This window comes from Cellulosimicrobium sp. TH-20 (assembly GCF_002105775.1).
Taxonomy (GTDB): domain Bacteria; phylum Actinomycetota; class Actinomycetes; order Actinomycetales; family Cellulomonadaceae; genus Cellulosimicrobium; species Cellulosimicrobium funkei.
The window spans coordinates 2,080,125-2,096,909 of record NZ_CP020857.1 but is presented as its reverse complement, the minus strand read 5'-3'; the positions used below and the strand labels follow the sequence as shown (position 1 = coordinate 2,096,909).

Annotated in this window: 16 protein-coding genes; all 16 read right to left on the bottom strand. The window is 73.0% G+C overall.

Features of this window, described 5'->3' with window-relative positions; translation table 11 throughout:
• Positions 1-97 precede the first annotated feature (97 nt).
• The 16 genes from atpD to thrC all read right to left on the bottom strand — a co-directional run bounded on the left by atpD (position 98) and on the right by thrC (position 16,782).
• A complete protein-coding gene (atpD, locus tag B8281_RS09275) occupies positions 98-1,579 on the bottom strand; it encodes a F0F1 ATP synthase subunit beta (RefSeq protein WP_021480886.1) in 1,482 nt (493 codons plus the stop codon).
• Between the two features lie 91 nt (positions 1,580-1,670).
• Complete coding sequence (locus B8281_RS09270) at positions 1,671-2,567, bottom strand: F0F1 ATP synthase subunit gamma (protein WP_043655657.1); 897 nt, start codon at positions 2,565-2,567, stop codon at positions 1,671-1,673.
• Between the two features lie 2 nt (positions 2,568-2,569).
• A complete protein-coding gene (atpA, locus tag B8281_RS09265) occupies positions 2,570-4,201 on the bottom strand; it encodes a F0F1 ATP synthase subunit alpha (RefSeq protein WP_034653508.1) in 1,632 nt (543 codons plus the stop codon).
• A 109-nt stretch (positions 4,202-4,310) separates the two neighbouring features.
• A complete protein-coding gene (locus tag B8281_RS09260) occupies positions 4,311-5,126 on the bottom strand; it encodes a F0F1 ATP synthase subunit delta (RefSeq protein ID WP_043655661.1) in 816 nt (271 codons plus the stop codon).
• Positions 5,126-5,734, bottom strand: a complete 609-nt coding sequence (locus tag B8281_RS09255; RefSeq protein WP_034653505.1) for a F0F1 ATP synthase subunit B — start codon at positions 5,732-5,734, stop codon at positions 5,126-5,128. Before B8281_RS09255 ends, B8281_RS09260 begins: the two co-directional genes overlap by 1 nt.
• Entirely contained in the window at positions 5,734-5,964 is a 231-nt protein-coding gene (locus B8281_RS09250) for an ATP synthase F0 subunit C (protein ID WP_021482769.1), read from the bottom strand. The genes B8281_RS09255 and B8281_RS09250 overlap by 1 nt, the downstream gene beginning before the upstream one ends.
• A gap of 104 nt (positions 5,965-6,068) precedes the next feature.
• Complete coding sequence (gene atpB / locus B8281_RS09245; RefSeq protein ID WP_021482770.1) at positions 6,069-6,863, bottom strand: F0F1 ATP synthase subunit A; 795 nt, start codon at positions 6,861-6,863, stop codon at positions 6,069-6,071.
• Positions 6,864-7,101: 238 nt separating this feature from the next.
• Positions 7,102-7,653: a hypothetical protein gene (locus B8281_RS09240; RefSeq protein ID WP_232322745.1), complete on the bottom strand. Its 552-nt coding sequence runs from the start codon at positions 7,651-7,653 to the stop codon at positions 7,102-7,104.
• The gene (locus tag B8281_RS09235; RefSeq protein ID WP_085387555.1) at positions 7,650-8,906 is read right to left on the bottom strand and encodes a glycosyltransferase family 4 protein; all 1,257 of its coding nucleotides are present in this window, start codon (positions 8,904-8,906) and stop codon (positions 7,650-7,652) included. Before B8281_RS09235 ends, B8281_RS09240 begins: the two co-directional genes overlap by 4 nt.
• Positions 8,903-9,673 (bottom strand): L-threonylcarbamoyladenylate synthase, encoded by a 771-nt coding sequence (locus B8281_RS09230; protein ID WP_085387554.1) that lies wholly within the window; start codon positions 9,671-9,673, stop codon positions 8,903-8,905. Before B8281_RS09230 ends, B8281_RS09235 begins: the two co-directional genes overlap by 4 nt.
• Positions 9,670-10,689 carry a peptide chain release factor N(5)-glutamine methyltransferase gene (gene prmC, locus B8281_RS09225; RefSeq protein ID WP_085387553.1) on the bottom strand — a complete coding sequence of 340 codons (1,020 nt, stop codon included), beginning with the start codon at positions 10,687-10,689 and terminating at the stop codon, positions 9,670-9,672. The genes B8281_RS09230 and prmC overlap by 4 nt, the downstream gene beginning before the upstream one ends.
• Before the next feature lies 1 nt (position 10,690).
• Complete coding sequence (gene prfA / locus B8281_RS09220) at positions 10,691-11,794, bottom strand: peptide chain release factor 1 (protein ID WP_076405989.1); 1,104 nt, start codon at positions 11,792-11,794, stop codon at positions 10,691-10,693.
• A 202-nt stretch (positions 11,795-11,996) separates the two neighbouring features.
• Positions 11,997-12,215: a 50S ribosomal protein L31 gene (gene rpmE, locus B8281_RS09215; protein WP_021483241.1), complete on the bottom strand. Its 219-nt coding sequence runs from the start codon at positions 12,213-12,215 to the stop codon at positions 11,997-11,999.
• 164 nt (positions 12,216-12,379) lie between these two features.
• Positions 12,380-14,500, bottom strand: coding sequence for a transcription termination factor Rho (gene rho / locus B8281_RS09210; protein WP_085387552.1), 2,121 nt, complete (start codon positions 14,498-14,500; stop codon positions 12,380-12,382).
• Positions 14,501-14,749: 249 nt separating this feature from the next.
• Positions 14,750-15,679, bottom strand: a complete 930-nt coding sequence (gene thrB, locus B8281_RS09205; protein WP_043658744.1) for a homoserine kinase — start codon at positions 15,677-15,679, stop codon at positions 14,750-14,752.
• Positions 15,679-16,782 carry a threonine synthase gene (gene thrC, locus B8281_RS09200; RefSeq protein ID WP_085388701.1) on the bottom strand — a complete coding sequence of 368 codons (1,104 nt, stop codon included), beginning with the start codon at positions 16,780-16,782 and terminating at the stop codon, positions 15,679-15,681. Before thrC ends, thrB begins: the two co-directional genes overlap by 1 nt.
• Positions 16,783-16,785 lie beyond the last annotated feature (3 nt).

Here is a 16,785-nt window from a genome sequence, read left to right as displayed (position 1 = left end):
CTGTCCGGGACGACGCCCGGTCCGCGTGCGGCGGACCGGGTCGGGAGCGACGCCCACGGGGCCGGACCGTACGGCCCGGCCCCGTGCGAGCGTCGGGTCAGGCGCCGTACTCCTTCTGGATGCGGGCCCAGTTGCGCTCGAGGTCCTCGAGGCCACCGATGTTGTAGAAGGCCTGCTCGGAGATGTGGTCGAACTCGCCGTCGGCGATCTTCTTGAACGCCTCGATGGTCTCGCTCAGCGGGACCGTCGAGCCCACGACGCCGGTGAACTTCTCCGCCATGTAGGTGTTCTGGGAGAGGAACTGCTGGATGCGGCGCGCGCGCGCGACGACCGTCTTGTCCTCCTCCGAGAGCTCGTCCACACCGAGGATCGCGATGATGTCCTGGAGCTCCTTGTTGCGCTGCAGGATCGACTTCACGCGCGTGGCGACGTCGTAGTGCTCCTGGCCCACGTAGCGCGGGTCGAGGATGCGGCTCGTCGAGGCGAGCGGGTCCACCGCGGGGTACAGACCGCGCGAGGCGATCTCACGGGAGAGCTCGGTCGTCGCGTCGAGGTGCGCGAACGTCGTCGCCGGCGCCGGGTCGGTGTAGTCGTCCGCCGGGACGTAGATCGCCTGGAGCGACGTGATCGAGTGACCACGCGTCGAGGTGATGCGCTCCTGGAGCAGACCCATCTCGTCGGCGAGGTTCGGCTGGTAGCCGACCGCGGACGGCATGCGCCCGAGCAGCGTCGACACCTCGGAACCCGCCTGCGTGAAGCGGAAGATGTTGTCGATGAACAGGAGGACGTCCTGCTTCTTCACGTCACGGAAGTACTCCGCCATGGTCAGCGCGGAGAGCGCGACGCGAAGACGCGTGCCCGGGGGCTCGTCCATCTGGCCGAAGACGAGGGCGGTCTTGTCGAAGACGCCCGCGTCCTCCATCTCGTGGATGAGGTCGTTGCCCTCACGCGTGCGCTCGCCGACGCCGGCGAACACCGAGACACCGCCGTGGTCCTGCGCGACGCGCTGGATCATCTCCTGGATGAGGACCGTCTTGCCGACGCCCGCACCACCGAAGAGGCCGATCTTCCCACCCTGCACGTACGGGGTGAGGAGGTCGATGACCTTGATGCCCGTCTCGAACATCGTGGTCTTCGACTCGAGCTGGTCGAACGCCGGGGGCTTGCGGTGGATCGGCCAGCGCTCGGTGATCTCGATCGTCTCGCCGGGCTCGGCGTTGAGGACGTCGCCCGTGACGTTGAAGACCTTGCCCTTGGTGACGTCGCCGACGGGGACGCTGATCGGGGCGCCCGTGTCGGTGACCTGCGCGCCGCGGACGAGGCCGTCCGTCGGCTTGAGGGCGATCGCACGGATGAGCGAGTCGCCCAGGTGCTGGGCGACCTCGAGCGTGAGCGTGAACGACTTCTCGCCCTCGCCCTGCGACGACAGGTCGATGTCGACGGTCAGCGCGTTGTAGATGTCGGGGATGGCGTCCGCCGGGAACTCGATGTCCACGACGGGGCCGATCACACGAGCGACTCGGCCCACGCCGGGACCGCTGGAGTGCTCGACCTGTGCTTCCACGGTGGTGGCGGTCATTGCTGGCCTCGCTTCGCAGTGCCGGAGTGGTCCCCGGCGGGTTCGGTCAGGATGTCGGTGATGGTGCTGGCCGCGCGGGCCTCGCGGCCCGTCATGACGCCGCCAGGGCGTCGGCACCCGAGACGATCTCGCTGATCTCCTGGGTGATGTCCGCCTGGCGCGCCTGGTTCGCGAGCCGCGTGTAGTTGCGGATGAGGTCCTCCGCGTTGTCCGTCGCGGTGTGCATCGCCCGCTGCCGCGCCGCGAGCTCGGACGCCGCCGCCTCGAGGAGGCAGCTGAAGATCCGGCTGCGCACGTAGCGCGGGAGCAGCGCGTCGAGCACCGCCTCCGGCGAGGGCTCGAAGTCGTACAGCGGGAGCACGTCGTGCTTGCCGGCGGGGGCGACGCCCTCGACGACCTCGAGCGGGAGCATCCGCACGACGCGGGGGCGCTGCGTGACCATGTTGACGAACTGCGTGTAGACGATGTGCAGCTCGCTCACGCCACCCTCGGCGGCCGGCGCGAGGAACGCACCGAGCAGGGTCTCGGCGATCTCGCCCGCTACCTCCGCGTTGGGGGCGTCCGACCCGTACGACCACGTGCCCGCGAGCTCGCGCCCGCGGAACGTGTAGTACTGGATCGCCCGACGGCCAGCCGCGTAGAGCGCGACCTCCTTGCCCTCGGCGGTGAGCCGCTCCACGAGGCGCTCCGTCTCGCGGATGATCGACGCCGAGTAGGCGCCGGCCATGCCGCGGTCGGACGCGACGACGAGCACCGCGACACGGTTGGTGTCCGTGCGCTCGCTCGTCAGCGGGTGCTGCGTCGTCGTGTGCGTCGCGACGGCCGACACCGCCCGGGTGATCGCCCGGGCGTACGGCGCCGCGGCCGCGGTGCGGTCGCGGGCCTTGCCGATGCGCGACGCGGCGATGAGCTCCTGCGCGCGGAACATCTTCTTGAGCGACTGCGTCGACTTGATCCGCTGCTTGTAGACGCGCTGGGATCCGGCCATGCTCAGGCCCTCTTCTGCCGGACGATCTGCTCCTGCTCGATCTCCGTCTCGGTCTCGTCCTCGGTGTCGCCGCCGACGAGCGGCGTGCCGTCACCCTTGAGGAAGCCCGCACGGAAGGCGTCGACCGCCTCCGAGAGCTGCGCCTCGGTCGCGTCCTCGAGCTTGCCCGTCTCGACGATCGTCGAGAAGACGTCCGTGTTGCGGCGCAGGTGGTCGAGCATCTCGGACTCGAAGCGGCGCACGTCCTCGACGGGGACGTCGTCGAGCTTGCCCTTGGTGCCGGCCCAGATCGACGCGACCTGCTCCTCGACCGGGAACGGCGAGTACTGGCCCTGCTTGAGCAGCTCCATGAGGACCGCACCACGCTGGAGCTGGCCGCGCGACGCCGCGTCGAGGTCGGACGCGAACATCGCGAACGCCTCGAGCGAGCGGTACTGCGCGAGCTCGAGCTTCAGCGTGCCCGAGACCTTCTTCATCGCCTTGACCTGGGCGTCACCACCGACGCGCGACACCGAGATGCCGACGTCGACGGCCGGACGCTGGTCCGCGTTGAAGAGGTCGGACTGGAGGAAGATCTGCCCGTCCGTGATGGAGATGACGTTCGTGGGGATGTACGCCGAGACGTCGTTCGCCTTCGTCTCGATGACCGGCAGACCCGTCATCGAGCCCGCGCCCAGCTCGTCCGAGAGCTTCGCGCAACGCTCGAGGAGGCGGGAGTGCAGGTAGAAGACGTCACCGGGGTACGCCTCGCGGCCCGGCGGGCGGCGCAGCAGCAGCGACACGGCGCGGTACGCCTCGGCCTGCTTCGACAGGTCGTCGAACACGATGAGGACGTGCTTGCCGCCGTACATCCAGTGCTGGCCGATGGCCGAGCCGGTGTAGGGAGCGAGGTACTTGAAGCCCGCCGGGTCGGACGCCGGGGCCGCGACGATCGTCGTGTACTCGAGCGCGCCGGCCTCCTCGAGCGCGCCGCGGACCGACGCGATCGTCGAGCCCTTCTGGCCGATGGCGACGTAGATGCAGCGGACCTGCTTGGTCGGGTCGCCCGACTCCCAGTTCGCCTTCTGGTTGATGATCGTGTCGATCGCGATCGCCGTCTTGCCCGTCTGGCGGTCGCCGATGATCAGCTGACGCTGACCGCGGCCGATCGGGATCATCGAGTCGATCGCCTTGAGGCCCGTCTGGAGGGGCTCGTGGACCGACTTGCGCGCCATGACGCCGGGCGCCTGGAGCTCGAGGGCGCGGCGGCCCTCCGTCGCGACCTCGCCGAGGCCGTCGATCGGGTTGCCCAGCGGGTCGACGACGCGACCGAGGTAGCCGTCACCGACCGGGACGGAGAGGACCTCGCCCGTGCGACGGACCTCCTGCCCCTCCTCGATGCCGGTGAACTCGCCGAGCACGACGACACCGATCTCGCGGACGTCGAGGTTGAGGGCGAGACCGAGGGTCCCGTCCTCGAAGCGCAGCAGCTCGTTGGCCATCGCGCCCGGGAGACCCTCGACCTGGGCGATGCCGTCGGCGGCCAGGGTGACCCGGCCCACCTCCTCGGACACGGCGCCCTCGGGCTCGTAGGACTTCACGAAGCTGTCCAGAGCGGCCCGGATCTCCTCCGGCCGGATCGTCAGCTCAGCCATTGCTCTTCTCCTGTCGTGGCCGCACCTCGTGGTTCGGGTGCGGTCGAACGTTTGTCGGTTGTGCGGCCGGTGGCCGGCAGGACGGTCGTCGGTCGGAAGGGTGGGCCGGTCAGCTCACGAGACGTCGGCGCGCGTCGGCCAGCCGGGCCAGCACCGTGGAGTCCACGACGTCGGCACCGACCTGGACGCGCATCCCGCCGAGGACGGCGGGGTCGACTGTGACGTTGAGCTGCACGGCACGCCCGTAGGCCCGCTCGAGCAGCGCCGAGAGGCGGTCGAGCTGTGCCTGCGTGAGCACCGTCGCCGACGTCACGGAGGCGACGAGCCGCTGCCGACGCTCGGCCGCGACCTCACCGATCCAACCCAGCGTCGGGACGAACCGGCGCCCGCGCAGCGCGCGCGTCGCGTGGACCGCGAGCACCTCGGTCGCACGGTCGGCCTTCCCGCCGAGCAGCGCGTGCACGAAGGCGGCGCGACGCTCGGGGTCGATCGTGTCGTCGGAGAGGATCTGCCGTGCCTCGCGCTGCCCGACGAGCGCGCGCGACGTCCGGAAGAGCTCGTCCTCGACCTGCTCGAGCGCACCACGGGACTGGGCGGACGCGAGGACCGCCTCCAGACCGAGGCGCTCGGTCGCGTCCGCGAGGTCGCTCTCGCGCGACCACCGCGACCGGACGAGGCCGGCCATGAGGTCGACGACGCGCTCGTCGAAGCCCGACGCGAGGACGGCCGTGACCAGCGCCGCCTTGTCCGCACCGGAGCGGGACGGGTCCGCGAGCGAGCGCCGCAGCGGCGCCGACTCGTCGAGCGCCGCCGTGACCGCGAAGAGCTGCTCGCCGAGCGCGAGCGCGCTCTCGCCCGCCGAGCGCAGGACCGGCTCGAACCGGTCCCGCGCCTGCGTCAGGGACTCGCCGCTCGTTCCGCGCATCAGCGCTCCTCGGTGCCGGGACCGGTGCCCGCCGCGCTCGCCGCCGCGGGACCCGCGGCCTCGAGCTCGTCGAGGAAGCGGTCGACGACGCGGCTCTGGCGTGCCGAGTCGGCGAGCGACTCGCCCACGATCTTGGAGGCGAGCTCCGTCGCGAGCAGACCGACGTCGTTGCGCAGCGAGACCGCGGCCTGCTGGCGCTCGGCCTCGATCTGGCGGTGCGCCGTCTCGACGATGCGCGCGGCGTCGTCGGACGCCTTGGCCCGCAGGTCGGAGACGATCGCCGAGCCCTCGGCGCGCGCCTCCTCACGGATCTTCGCCGCCTCGGTGCGTGCCTCCTGGAGCTGCTGGTGGTACTCCGCCAGCGCCGCCGCGGCCTCGGCCTGGGCGGACTCCGCCTTGGCCAGACCGCCCTCGATCTTCGCGGTGCGCTCGTCCAGGACCGCCTGGAACTTCGGCAGGACCGCCTTGTAGAAGACGACCGCGATGATGACGAGGACGACGGCCGACCACAGGATGTCGTAGCCGGCGGGGAGGAACAGGTCGATGCCTGCCGGCTCCTCGCCGGTCTCCGCCGCGAGGGTCAGCGCGGCGTCAGCCAGCGCCGTCATCACTGGAAGAGGAAGCCGGCGACGAGCCCGAGCAGCGCGAGCAGCTCGACGAACGCGACACCGAGGAACATGGTGGCGCGGAGCTGGCCGGCGACCTCAGGCTGGCGGGCCATGCCCTCGACGGTCTTGCCGATGAGGATGCCGAGGCCGATGCCCGGGCCGATCGCGGCGATGCCGTAACCGATCGTGTTGATGCTGCCGGAGACCTCGGCGAGGGTGGTGACGTCCACGTGTGCTCGTTCCTTCCGTTGGGCGCCCGACCGGTCGGCCGGGCGTCACATTGAGTGGTGCGTGGTGGGAGAGGGTCGGTCGGGGCGCGCGGTGCGGCCTCGGGTCAGTGCTCCTCTTCGAGCGCGATGTTCAGGTACACCGACGCAAGGAGCGCGAAGATGTAGGCCTGCAGGGCCGCGACGAGGAGCTCGAAGAGCGTGAAGATCAGCCCGCCGGCGAGCGTCAGGACGCCGAAGGCCTTCATCGCGGGGACCGCCTCGAAGACGAAGTACTGCGTCGCGGCGAAGCACAGGACCAGCATGATGTGGCCGGCGACCATGTTGGCGACGAGACGGATCGCGAGCGAGGCCGGCCGGATGATGAGGATCTGGAGCAGCTCGATCGGGGTGACGATCAGGTAGATCGGCGCCGGGATCCCCGGGGGGAAGAGGCTGTTCTTGAGGTAGCCGCCGAGGCCGTGCGCCTTGATGCCCACGGCCCAGTAGGTGACGAGCACCCACAGCGCGAGCAGGAAGGGCAGGCCCATGCGGGCGGTACCGGCCATGTTGAGGCCGGGGATGATGCCCGTGAGGTTGAAGGCGAGGACCGCGAAGAAGATCGTCGTGATCATGGGGACGAAGCGCTTGGCGTGCTCCTTGCCCATGATCTCCTCGACGATCTGGACCCGGACGAAGTCCAGCATCATCTCGATCGCGTTCTGGAAGCGCCCGGGGACCAGGCGCGCCCGACGCGCGGCGACGACGAAGATCGCGAGGAGGACGATCGTGGCCACGATCCGGACGATCCAGATCCGGTCGATCTGGAAGATGGTGCCCTCGAAGAGGATCGCCGGCGGGAAGAAGTCGGCGATGGACGGCGCGTGGAAGCCACCTTCGCTCTCGGATGCAGCGAGGAGCACGGGGGTCGCAAGCGTGGACAGGGTGGACTCCCAATGGTCGTGTGGTCCGGGCAGCCGTCACCCGTGGGTGGGCACGCCGTCGGACCTGGCCGTCATGGATTCGCCAGTAGCCTAACGTATGGATCCGCGTGCTCTCGCCGTTCCCGGCCGCTTGTGACATTTTGCTCATGCTGCGGGACGAGGGTCCCTCCCCCCGCGCGGCGGCCCCGTGGTACGTCGGCGGCGCGCCGGTGGTACGTCAGCGCGCCGCGGGGTCGACGTACGGGATCCGTCCCCTGCTCACGGCCCGGTAGTCGAGCGCGGCGGAGCCGATCACGCCGACGAGCAGCACCCCGGCGAACACCCACCGGTCGTAGAAGTCCATGCCGCGCAGCACGACGAGGACGGCGATCAGCACCATCATCTTGCCGAGCCAGCTCGCCATGACGATCGCGGCCGTCGTCGTCGGGCTGGAGTCGACGGTGCGCAGCATCGTCCAGACCGTGGTCGCGGAGAAGATCAGGGCGACGCCCACGCCCAGGAGCGCGCCCCAGACGCCCGGCAGCCCCGCGACGAGCGCACCGACGGCGACGCCGAGCACGGTCAGCGCGCCGAGCAGCACCAGCACGTCGCGCAGGGCGGTGCGGAACACCGCACGCACGGCGCGGCCGTGCGCGCCGATCGTCTGCTCGACGGGGCCCTCGGTCGCCGTGCTGCCCGACCTGCCGTCCACCGTGCCGTCCGGCCTGCCCTCCGGCCTGGCGTCCGGTCGGTCGTCCGGGCGGGCGGGCTCGGGCTGGCTCGTCGTCATCTCAGGGCTTCCTTCGGCGGGGTGGGGACGGCGGACGACGCGGCCGGGTCGCTGGACCCGGGCGCGGAGGAGGTGGGGGGCGCGAGGGCCGGCGGGACGTCGACCGCCGCGGCGGCGTCGTCGTCGAGGAACCGCCCGCGCGTGCGCAGCGGTCCGAGCGTGAGGAGCGCCGCGGCCACGACGGCCCCGGCGAGCCCTGCGGCGACGCCGTGCCAGTGCCACTGGACCAGCGCGACGGCGGCGAACGCGAACACGGCCGTCCACACGTAGAGGATGAGCACGGCGCGCCGGTGCGAGTGCCCGATCGCGAGCATCCGGTGGTGCAGGTGCATGCGGTCCGGGTGGAACGGGGACTTGCCGCGCGCGACGCGGCGCACGACCGCCATGGCCATGTCGAGCAGCGGCAGGAGGATCACCGCGAGCGGCAGGAGGAGCGGGATGAACGCCGGGATCTGCTGCGCCCCGGAGAGCGTGGTCGTGTCGACCCGGCCCGTCACGACGATCGCCGCGGCGGAGAACACGAGGCCGAGGACCATCGAGCCCGAGTCCCCCATGAAGATCCGGGCGGGATGGAAGTTGTGCGGCAGGAACCCGACGCAGATGCCGACGAGGGCCGCGATGACGAGGGTCGCGAGGCTCGAGTAGTCGTCGGCGCTCGCCTTCTGCGTGAGCACGTACGAGTAGAGGAAGAACGCGGCGCCCCCGATCGCGACGAGGCCGGCCGCGAGGCCGTCGAGGCCGTCCACGAAGTTCACGGCGTTCATGGCCACCACGACCACGAGGATCGTGGCGACGAGCTGGAGGCGCGAGGACCAGATGAGCTGCTGCTCCCCGATGGGGATGGGCAGCGTGAACAGCACGACGCCCTGGCTCGCCATGAGCCCGGCCGCGAGCACCTGGCCCGCGAGCTTGGTCATCCAGTCGAGGTCCCAGATGTCGTCGGCGATGCCGAGCAGGCAGACGATCGCCGCGGCGCCGACGATCCCCCAGATCCGGGCGTCGGCGACCATCTGCCCCGCGACCTCGCCGACGAAGACGCTCTCGAGGAAGGGCATCTGCGACGCGAAGACGACCGCCACCACCAGCCCCAACAACATCGCGAGACCGCCGAGCCGGGGGGTCGGGATCGTGTGGACGTCGCGGTCGCGCACCGCCGTGATGGCGCCCGTGCGCAGCGCGACCCAGCGCGCGAAGGGTGTCGCGAGGAACGTCACCGCGGCGGCGACGAGCATCACGAGCAGGTAGACCCTCACCCGCCGTTCGCCTCCGGCTCCCCGGCGTCGCCGGAGCCTCGGGTCTCGGCGGGCGCGTCGGAGACGGCAGCCTCGGCGGGCACCGTCTCCGGCGGCTCCGGGGCGGCGTCCGCGGCCGGCTCGTCGTCGGGGCCGAGGACGGGCGCGACCTCGCGCAGCTGCTCGAGCGTCACGGCGCCCTGCCGCACGACGCGCAGCGCGCCGGACGTCGCGTCGACGATCGTGGACGCCACTCCCCCGGGCGCCGTCCCGCCGTCGAGGTAGACGCCGACGGCGCTGCCGAGCTGCTCGCGCGCGTCGTCGACGTGCAGCGCGGCGGGGCGGCCCGTCGCGTTCGCGGACGACACGGCGAGGGGCCCGGTGCGGCGCAGGAGCGCGAGCGCGGCCGGGTGGTCGGGCATGCGCAGCGCGACCGTGCCGTGCGTCTCGCCGAGGTCCCACGCGAGCGACGGCTGGGCCCGCAGGATGATCGTGAACCCGCCGGGCCAGAACGCCTCGACGAGGCGGCGGGCGTCGTCGGGCACGTCGGTGGCGAGGCCGTCGAGCGTGCGCGCGTCCGGGACGAGGACCGGCGGCGGCATGTGCCGGCCGCGGCCCTTCGCGGCGAGCAGCGCGGACACCGCCTCGGCGTCGAAGGCGTCGGCGCCGATGCCGTAGACGGTGTCGGTGGGCAGCACGACGAGGCCACCGCGGGAGATCGCGTTGACCGCCTCGTCGATGCCGGCGCCCCAGGTGTTCGGGTCGGTCACGGGGTGGACGGAGCTCACGGGTCCATCCTTCCACGCCCGTGCGGGGACCCTGGGTCATCGGCGGCACCGACGGCACCGGCTCGGCGCGCCACGACCATGCGGTCGCGGCCCGTGAGGTCCGTCAGGGTGCGCACCTCGACGAACGCGCCTGCGGCGCGGGCGGCGGCCCGCACGTCGGCCGCCTGCACCTCCGCGTGCTCCATGACGAACAGGCCGCCGGGCCGCAGCAGGCGCGCGGCGGCGCGCACGACGGCGCGCGGCACCTCCAGGCCGTCGGCGCCGCGCCCGTAGAGCGCCAGGTCGGGGTCGTGGTCGCGGACCTCCGGGTCGACCGGCACCGCGTCCGGCGGGATGTACGGCGGGTTCGACACGACGACGTCGACCGTCCCGTCGAGCTCGGCGAGCAGCGCCGGGTCGCCCACGTCACCGACGAGCGTGCGCTGGGTGCCCGACCCCACGCGCCCGGCGTTCGCCGTCGTGGCCCGCACAGCGTCGGGCGAGAGGTCGACCGCGACGACCCGCGAGCCCGGCACCTCGACGTCGACGCTGATCCCGATGACGCCCGACCCGCAGCACAGGTCCACGACGAGCGGCGGCCGGTCCGTGCGCTCCGGGTCGCCGCGGAGCCGTGCCGCCTCGTCGATCGCGACCTGCGCGACCGTCTCCGTCTCCGGACGGGGCACGAACACGTCGTCGAGCACCTCGACCGTGACGTGCCGGAAGACCGTGTGCCCGACGATGCGCTGGAGCGGCTCGCGCCCCCGTCGGCGCTCCACCGCGTCCGCGTAGTCGGCGAGGAAGCGGTCGGTCGCGCCCGTCGGGAGCGCGGGGGCGAGCGGGGCGTCGCCCGCGGGGAGCCGGTACCACTCGAGGCGCGGCAGGCCGAGGCTCCAGGCCGCGAGGGCCTCCGCGTCGTGGCGCGCCGACGGGACGCCGGCCTCCACGAGGAGCCCCTCGGCGGCCCGCACCGCGCGCCGCAGGTCGTCCGCGGTGAGCGCGGCGGGCACGGACCGCTCGGTGCGCGCGTCGCCCATCTCAGGCCTCGCCCGCGGCGGCGAGCCGGGCCGCCTCGTCCGCCTCCACGGCCGAGCGCACGACGGGGTCGAGGTCGCCGTCGAGCACCTGGTCGAGGTTGTACGCCTTGTACCCGGTGCGGTGGTCCGCGATGCGGTTCTCCGGGAAGTTGTAGGTGCGGATGCGCTCGGAGCGGTCGACCGTCCGCACCTGGGAGCGCCGCAGGTCCGCCGCCTCCGCGGCGGCCGCCTCCTGCTGCGCGGCGAGCAGGCGCGCGCGCAGCACGCGCATCGCCTGCTCCCGGTTCTGGAGCTGCGACTTCTCGTTCTGCATCGACACGACGATCCCCGTCGGCAGGTGCGTGATCCGCACCGCGGAGTCGGTCGTGTTGACCGACTGCCCGCCCGGGCCCGACGAGCGGTAGACGTCGATGCGCAGGTCGTTCGGGTCGATCTCGACCTCGCCCGCGTCCTCGACCTCGGGGAACACGAGCACGCCGGCGGCAGACGTGTGGATGCGGCCCTGCGACTCCGTCACGGGCACGCGCTGGACCCGGTGCACGCCGCCCTCGTACTTGAGGTTGGCCCAGACGCCCTCGGCCGGGTCGGACGGCGTGCTGCGCGCCTTCACCGCGACCTGGACGTCCTTGTAGCCGCCGAGGTCGGAGTCGGTCGACTCCAGGACCTCCGTCTTCCAGCCGCGGCGCTCGGCGTACCGCAGGTACATGCGCAGCAGGTCGCCCGCGAACAGTGCCGACTCCTCGCCGCCCTCGCCCGCCTTGATCTCGAGGATGACGTCGCGGCCGTCGTCGGGGTCGCGCGGGACGAGCACGCGGCGCAGGCGCTCGCGCGCCTCCTCCTCGGTGGCGCGCAGGCCCGGGAGCTCCGCGGCGAACGCGTCGCCGTCGTCGCCGCCCAGCGCGGCGAGCTCGGCCGCGGCCTCGGCGTCGTCGCTCGCCTCGCGCCACGCGCGGTACGCGCCCACGACCTGGTTCAGCTCGGCGTAGCGGCGCCCGAGCGTGCGGGCGCGGCCCGCGTCGGCGTGGACGGCCGGGTCGGCGAGCTGCGCCTCGATCTCGGCGTGCTCGGCCAGCAACGGCACGACGGCGGCGAACGACTCGGTCACGGACGGCTCCTCGGGCGGTACGGCGGTGCGGGACGGCGGTCGCGGCGCGGCGCGCGGGCGCCGGGCGTGCGGTCGCACGCGGGCGCGTCACCGGGTCCGGCGCTCCGACCGGCCCCCGACAACGCGACAGCGCCGGTGGTCCGAGCGCACCGACTGCCCCTGGAGAGGTTGTCGGGCTCGGACCACCGGCGCTGCGGTGCTGCTACTTGTCGGCGTCCTTCTTGCCGTAGCGCGCCTGGAAGCGGGCCACGCGGCCACCGGTGTCGAGGATCTTCTGCTTGCCCGTGTAGAACGGGTGGCAGGCGCTGCACACGTCGGAGCTGATCTTGCCCGACGCCTCGGTGCTGCGCGTCACGAACGTGTTCCCGCAGGTGCACGTCACCTCGGTGACGACGTACTCGGGGTGGATACCAGACTTCACGGTTTTCTCCTTGGGGTGACGTCTCCGGGTCAGGTGCGGCTACCGCACCTGTGAACCGGCGACAGGCGGCCTGACGAGCGCAGGCCGACGAACCATTGTGCCAGAACGCGCGGGGGCCCCGAGAACTTCCCGGGGCCACCCGCCGTCGGTGACCGGGCGACGCGTCAGATCGTGCGGCCGACGTTGTCGTCGTCGGCCAGCCCGCCGGGCGTCGTCTTCTGGACGTGCAGCAGGAACTCGACGTTCGTCTGCGTCTTCTTGAGCTGGCCGAGCAGCAGCTCGATCGCCTGCTGCTGGTCGAGGGCGCCCATGACGCGGCGGAGCTTGTAGATGATCTTCAGCTCGTCCTGCGACATGAGGATCTCCTCGCGGCGCGTGCCGGACGCGTTGACGTCCACGGCCGGGAAGATGCGCTTGTCCGCGAGGTTGCGGGACAGGCGGAGCTCCATGTTCCCCGTGCCCTTGAACTCCTCGAAGATGACCTCGTCCATCTTCGAGCCCGTCTCCACGAGCGCCGAGGCGAGGATCGTCAGGGAGCCGCCGTTCTCGATGTTGCGCGCCGCGCCGAAGAACCGCTTCGGCGGGTAGAGCGCGGACGCGTCCACACCACCGGACAGGATGCGGCCCGAGGCCGGCGCCGCGAGGTTGTACGCGCGCGACAGGCGGGTGAGCGAGTCGAGGAGCACCACGACGTCCTGACCGAGCTCGACCAGGCGCTTCGCGCGCTCGATCGCGAGCTCGGCGACGATCGTGTGGTCCGACGCGGGGCGGTCGAACGTCGAGGCGATGACCTCGCCGCGGACCGTCCGCTCCATGTCGGTGACCTCTTCGGGCCGCTCGTCCACGAGCACCACCATGAGGTGGACCTCGGGGTTGTTCGCGGCGATCGCGTTGGCGATCTGCTGCATGATGATCGTCTTGCCGGCCTTGGGCGGCGCGACGATGAGACCGCGCTGGCCCTTGCCGATCGGCGCGACGATGTCGATGACGCGCGGCGTGAGGCGCGTGGCCTCGGAGTTCTCGAGGCGCAGGCGCTCCTGCGGGTACAGCGGCGTGAGCCGGTTGAACTCCGGACGCTCGCGCGCCTCCTCGGGCGACATGCCGTTGACCGTGTCGAGGCGGACGAGCGCGTTGAACTTCTGGCGCGCGGTGTTGCCCTGGTTCTCGCCCTCGCGCGGCTGGCGCACGGCGCCCGTCACGGCGTCGCCGCGGCGCAGCCCGGCCTTCTTCACCTGGCCGAGCGACACGTAGACGTCGTTGTTGCCCGGCAGGTAGCCGCTGGTGCGGACGAACGCGTAGTTGTCGAGGATGTCGAGGATGCCCGCGACGGGGAGCAGGACGTCGTCCTCGTTGACCTCGATGTCGTCGAGGCCCGAGAGGTCCGGTCCCTGGCGGTTGCGGCCGCGCTTGCGGTCGCGGTCGCGACCGCGGTCGCGGCCCCGACGGCGGCGCCCGCCGCGCTCGTCGTCCAGGAGCTGGCGGTCGTCACGACGGTCGCCCTGACGCTCGCCCCGGCCCTGCTGGCCGGACTGCTGGCCGGACTGCTTCTCCGGCTGCTGCTCGCGCTGGCGCTCGCCGCCCTGCCCGTCACGCTGGCGGTCGGCGCGCGGTGCGTCGCCGTCGCCCTCGCCCGTGCGCGGGGCACCGGCACCGCGGCCCGCACGGCGCGAGCCGCGCTCGCCCGTGACCAGGCCGACGGCGGCCGCGGCGCGCGCCGCACGCTCGTCGGGCGACTCGTTCGCGGTGTCGCGCGTGCGCACGCCCTCGCCGAGGGCCTCGGCGACCGCGGCCGCGGCCTCCGACCGCGCGTCGCGGCGGCCGTCGCGGCGCTCGCCGCGCTGCTCCGTGCGCTGCTCGTCGGCGCGCACCGGGAGGTCGAGCACGGGAGCGGCGGTGCGCTCCTCGCGGCTCGCGGCCGACGGCGCGTCCTGACGCGTCGCCGGGGAGTCGGTGCCGGCCGCGGGGCTCGCCGCGGGCCGCTCGGCGCGGCGGCTGCGGCCGCGCCCCGAGGCGACGGGCGCCTCGTTCGTCTCACGCGACGCGGCGGTCGCCGCGTCCGTGTCGCGCCGGGACGCGGCGGGGCGCTCGGAGGCACCCTGCTCGCCCGTGCGGGCGCGGATGACGTCCACGAGATCGCCCTTCCGCATCTTGGACGTGCCCTTGACCCCGAGCTGCGACGCGAGCGCCTGCAGCTCCGGGAGGCGCAGCGTGGAGAGCGCGCCGTTCCGGGCGGTACCGCCGGCAGCGGTCGCGCTGCTCGTGGCGGTGTCGATGGTGTCTGTCACGAAGGACCCTTCCCCCTCGTTTGCGTCCGTCTCTCAGAGGGCGGACCGCGGGTGGTCGACGCCCGGCCGTGACGGCCGGTGCGCAGGTGTCACCACGCGTCAGTGGTACGACGACGTCATCTGACGCGGGCTGGATTGCCTTCTCTCGGACGGGCTCTGTCGCGGCACTTCCGCGCTGGAGAACGCTCGACTGCTGATGCGAGAGCGTGACCGAAGGCTGGGACCATCCTAGCACCGGCAGGACAGCGGTCAGAGCCGTTCGGCGACGACCCCGCGCGTGTCGACGTCGAGGCGGCGGACCGACCAGTCCGCGCTCCCCCCGACGAGCTCGTCCGCGACGCCCGCGACCTCGTCGAGGCGCTCCGCGGCGGACAGGACGAGGACCGTGGGGCCGGCACCCGACACCGTCGCCGCGAGCCCCCGCGCACGCAGCGCGCGGACGAGCTCGGACGTGGTCGGCATGACGCCGGCGCGGTACCCCTGGTGGAGCCGGTCGTCGGTCGCGTCGAGGAGCAGGTCGGGACGCCGCGTGAGCGCCTCGACGAGCAGCGCCGACCGCCCCGCGTTGAACGCCGCGTCGGCGTGCGGCACCTGCGCCGGGAGCACCCCGCGCGCGCGGCTCGTCGCGAGCCGGGCCGAGGGGACCAGCACCGTCGCCCGCAGGTCGGGGTGCACGTCGAGCCGGACGGCACGCGCCCCGGCCCCGGGCGTACCGCTCTCCCACGCGACGGTCGCGCCGCCGAGCAGCGCGGGCGCCGCGTTGTCCGGGTGGCCCTCGATCGCGGTCGCGAGGCCGAGCGCGACGTCGTCGTCGAGGACCGACGGGTCGGCGACGAGCGCGCGCGCCGCCACGATGCCCGCGACGACGGCCGCGGCAGACGAGCCGAGGCCCCGCCCGTGGGGGACGCGGTTGACGCACGTCAGGTGCAGGCCCGTCTGCGGCGCACCCGCCACGTCGAGCGCGGCCCGCAGGGCCCGCACCACGAGGTGGGACTCGTCGCCGGGCACCTCTCCGGCGCCCTCGCCCTCGACGTCGACCACGACGTCGTCGCTCGCGAGCGCGCGCACGTCGAGCACGTCGTGGAGCGCGAGCGCGAGGCCCAGCGCGTCGAAGCCGGGGCCGAGGTTCGCGCTCGTCGCGGGGACGCGCACCCGCACGTGGTCCGCGCCGAGCTGCATCAGTCGAGCCCGAGGGCGTCGGCGATGGACACCACGTCGGCGGTCACGCGCGTCGGCTCGACCTCGGTGCCGTCGAGCGTGCGCAGCGCCCACTGCGGGTCCTTGAGCCCGTGACCGGTGACCGTGACGACGATGCGCGCGCCCGCGGGCACGAGCCCGCGCTCGGCGCGCGCGAGGATCCCGGCGACGCCGGCGGCCGACGCGGGCTCGACGAAAACGCCGACCTCGCTCGACAGCACGCGGTGCGCCGCGAGGATCTGCTCGTCGGACACGGCCTCGATGACGCCGCCCGACTCGTCGCGCGCTGCCTCGGCGAGCTCCCACGACGCGGGGTTGCCGATGCGGATGGCGGTCGCGACGGTCTCGGGCTCCGTGATCGGGTGGCCCGCGACGATCGGCGCGGCGCCCGCCGCCTGGAAGCCCCACATCTGCGGCGTGCGCGTCGCGACGGCCGGCAGGCCCTCCCCCGCGTGCCCCGCGACGCCCTGGCCGGCGTACTCGCGGAAGCCCTTCCAGTACGCGGTGATGTTCCCCGCGTTGCCGACGGGCAGCGCGTGGATGTCCGGGGCGTCTCCGAGCGCGTCGACGATCTCGAAGGCGCCCGTCTTCTGGCCCTCGATGCGGTCGGGGTTGACCGAGTTCACGAGCTCGACCGGGTACGCCTCGGCGAGCTTGCGCGCCGCGACGAGGCAGTCGTCGAAGTTGCCGTCGACCTGGAGCAGGCGCGCGCCGTGGGCGATCGCCTGGCTCAGCTTGCCCATCGCGATCTTGCCGTCCGGGACGAGCACCGCGCACGTCATGCCCGCGCGCACGGCGTAGGCGGCCGCCGACGCCGACGTGTTGCCCGTGGACGCGCACACGACCGCCTGCGCGCCGCGCCCGGCGGCCGCGGAGATCGCCGTCGTCATGCCGCGGTCCTTGAACGACCCCGTCGGGTTCATGCCCTCGACCTTGACGAAGACCTGGGCACCCGTGCGCGCCGACAGGGCCGGCGCCTCGACGAGCGGCGTGCCTCCCTCACCGAGCGTGACGATGCGCTCGGACACGTGCGCGGGCAGCCGGTCACGGTACTCGGCGATGATGCCTTGCCACTGGTGGGCCATCTC

Bases quoted from the DNA above. Each gene is read 5' to 3' on its own strand.
- atpD (WP_021480886.1), bottom strand. From the start codon at position 1,579: ATGACCGCCACCACCGTGGAAGCACAGGTCGAGCACTCCAGCGGTCCC.
- B8281_RS09270 (WP_043655657.1), bottom strand. From the start codon at position 2,567: ATGGCCGGATCCCAGCGCGTCTACAAGCAGCGGATCAAGTCGACGCAG.
- atpA (WP_034653508.1), bottom strand. From the start codon at position 4,201: ATGGCTGAGCTGACGATCCGGCCGGAGGAGATCCGGGCCGCTCTGGAC.
- B8281_RS09260 (WP_043655661.1), bottom strand. From the start codon at position 5,126: ATGCGCGGAACGAGCGGCGAGTCCCTGACGCAGGCGCGGGACCGGTTC.
- B8281_RS09255 (WP_034653505.1), bottom strand. From the start codon at position 5,734: ATGACGGCGCTGGCTGACGCCGCGCTGACCCTCGCGGCGGAGACCGGC.
- B8281_RS09240 (WP_232322745.1), bottom strand. From the start codon at position 7,653: ATGACGACGAGCCAGCCCGAGCCCGCCCGCCCGGACGACCGACCGGAC.
- prmC (WP_085387553.1), bottom strand. From the start codon at position 10,689: ATGGGCGACGCGCGCACCGAGCGGTCCGTGCCCGCCGCGCTCACCGCG.
- thrB (WP_043658744.1), bottom strand. From the start codon at position 15,679: ATGCAGCTCGGCGCGGACCACGTGCGGGTGCGCGTCCCCGCGACGAGC.
- thrC (WP_085388701.1), bottom strand. From the start codon at position 16,782: ATGGCCCACCAGTGGCAAGGCATCATCGCCGAGTACCGTGACCGGCTG.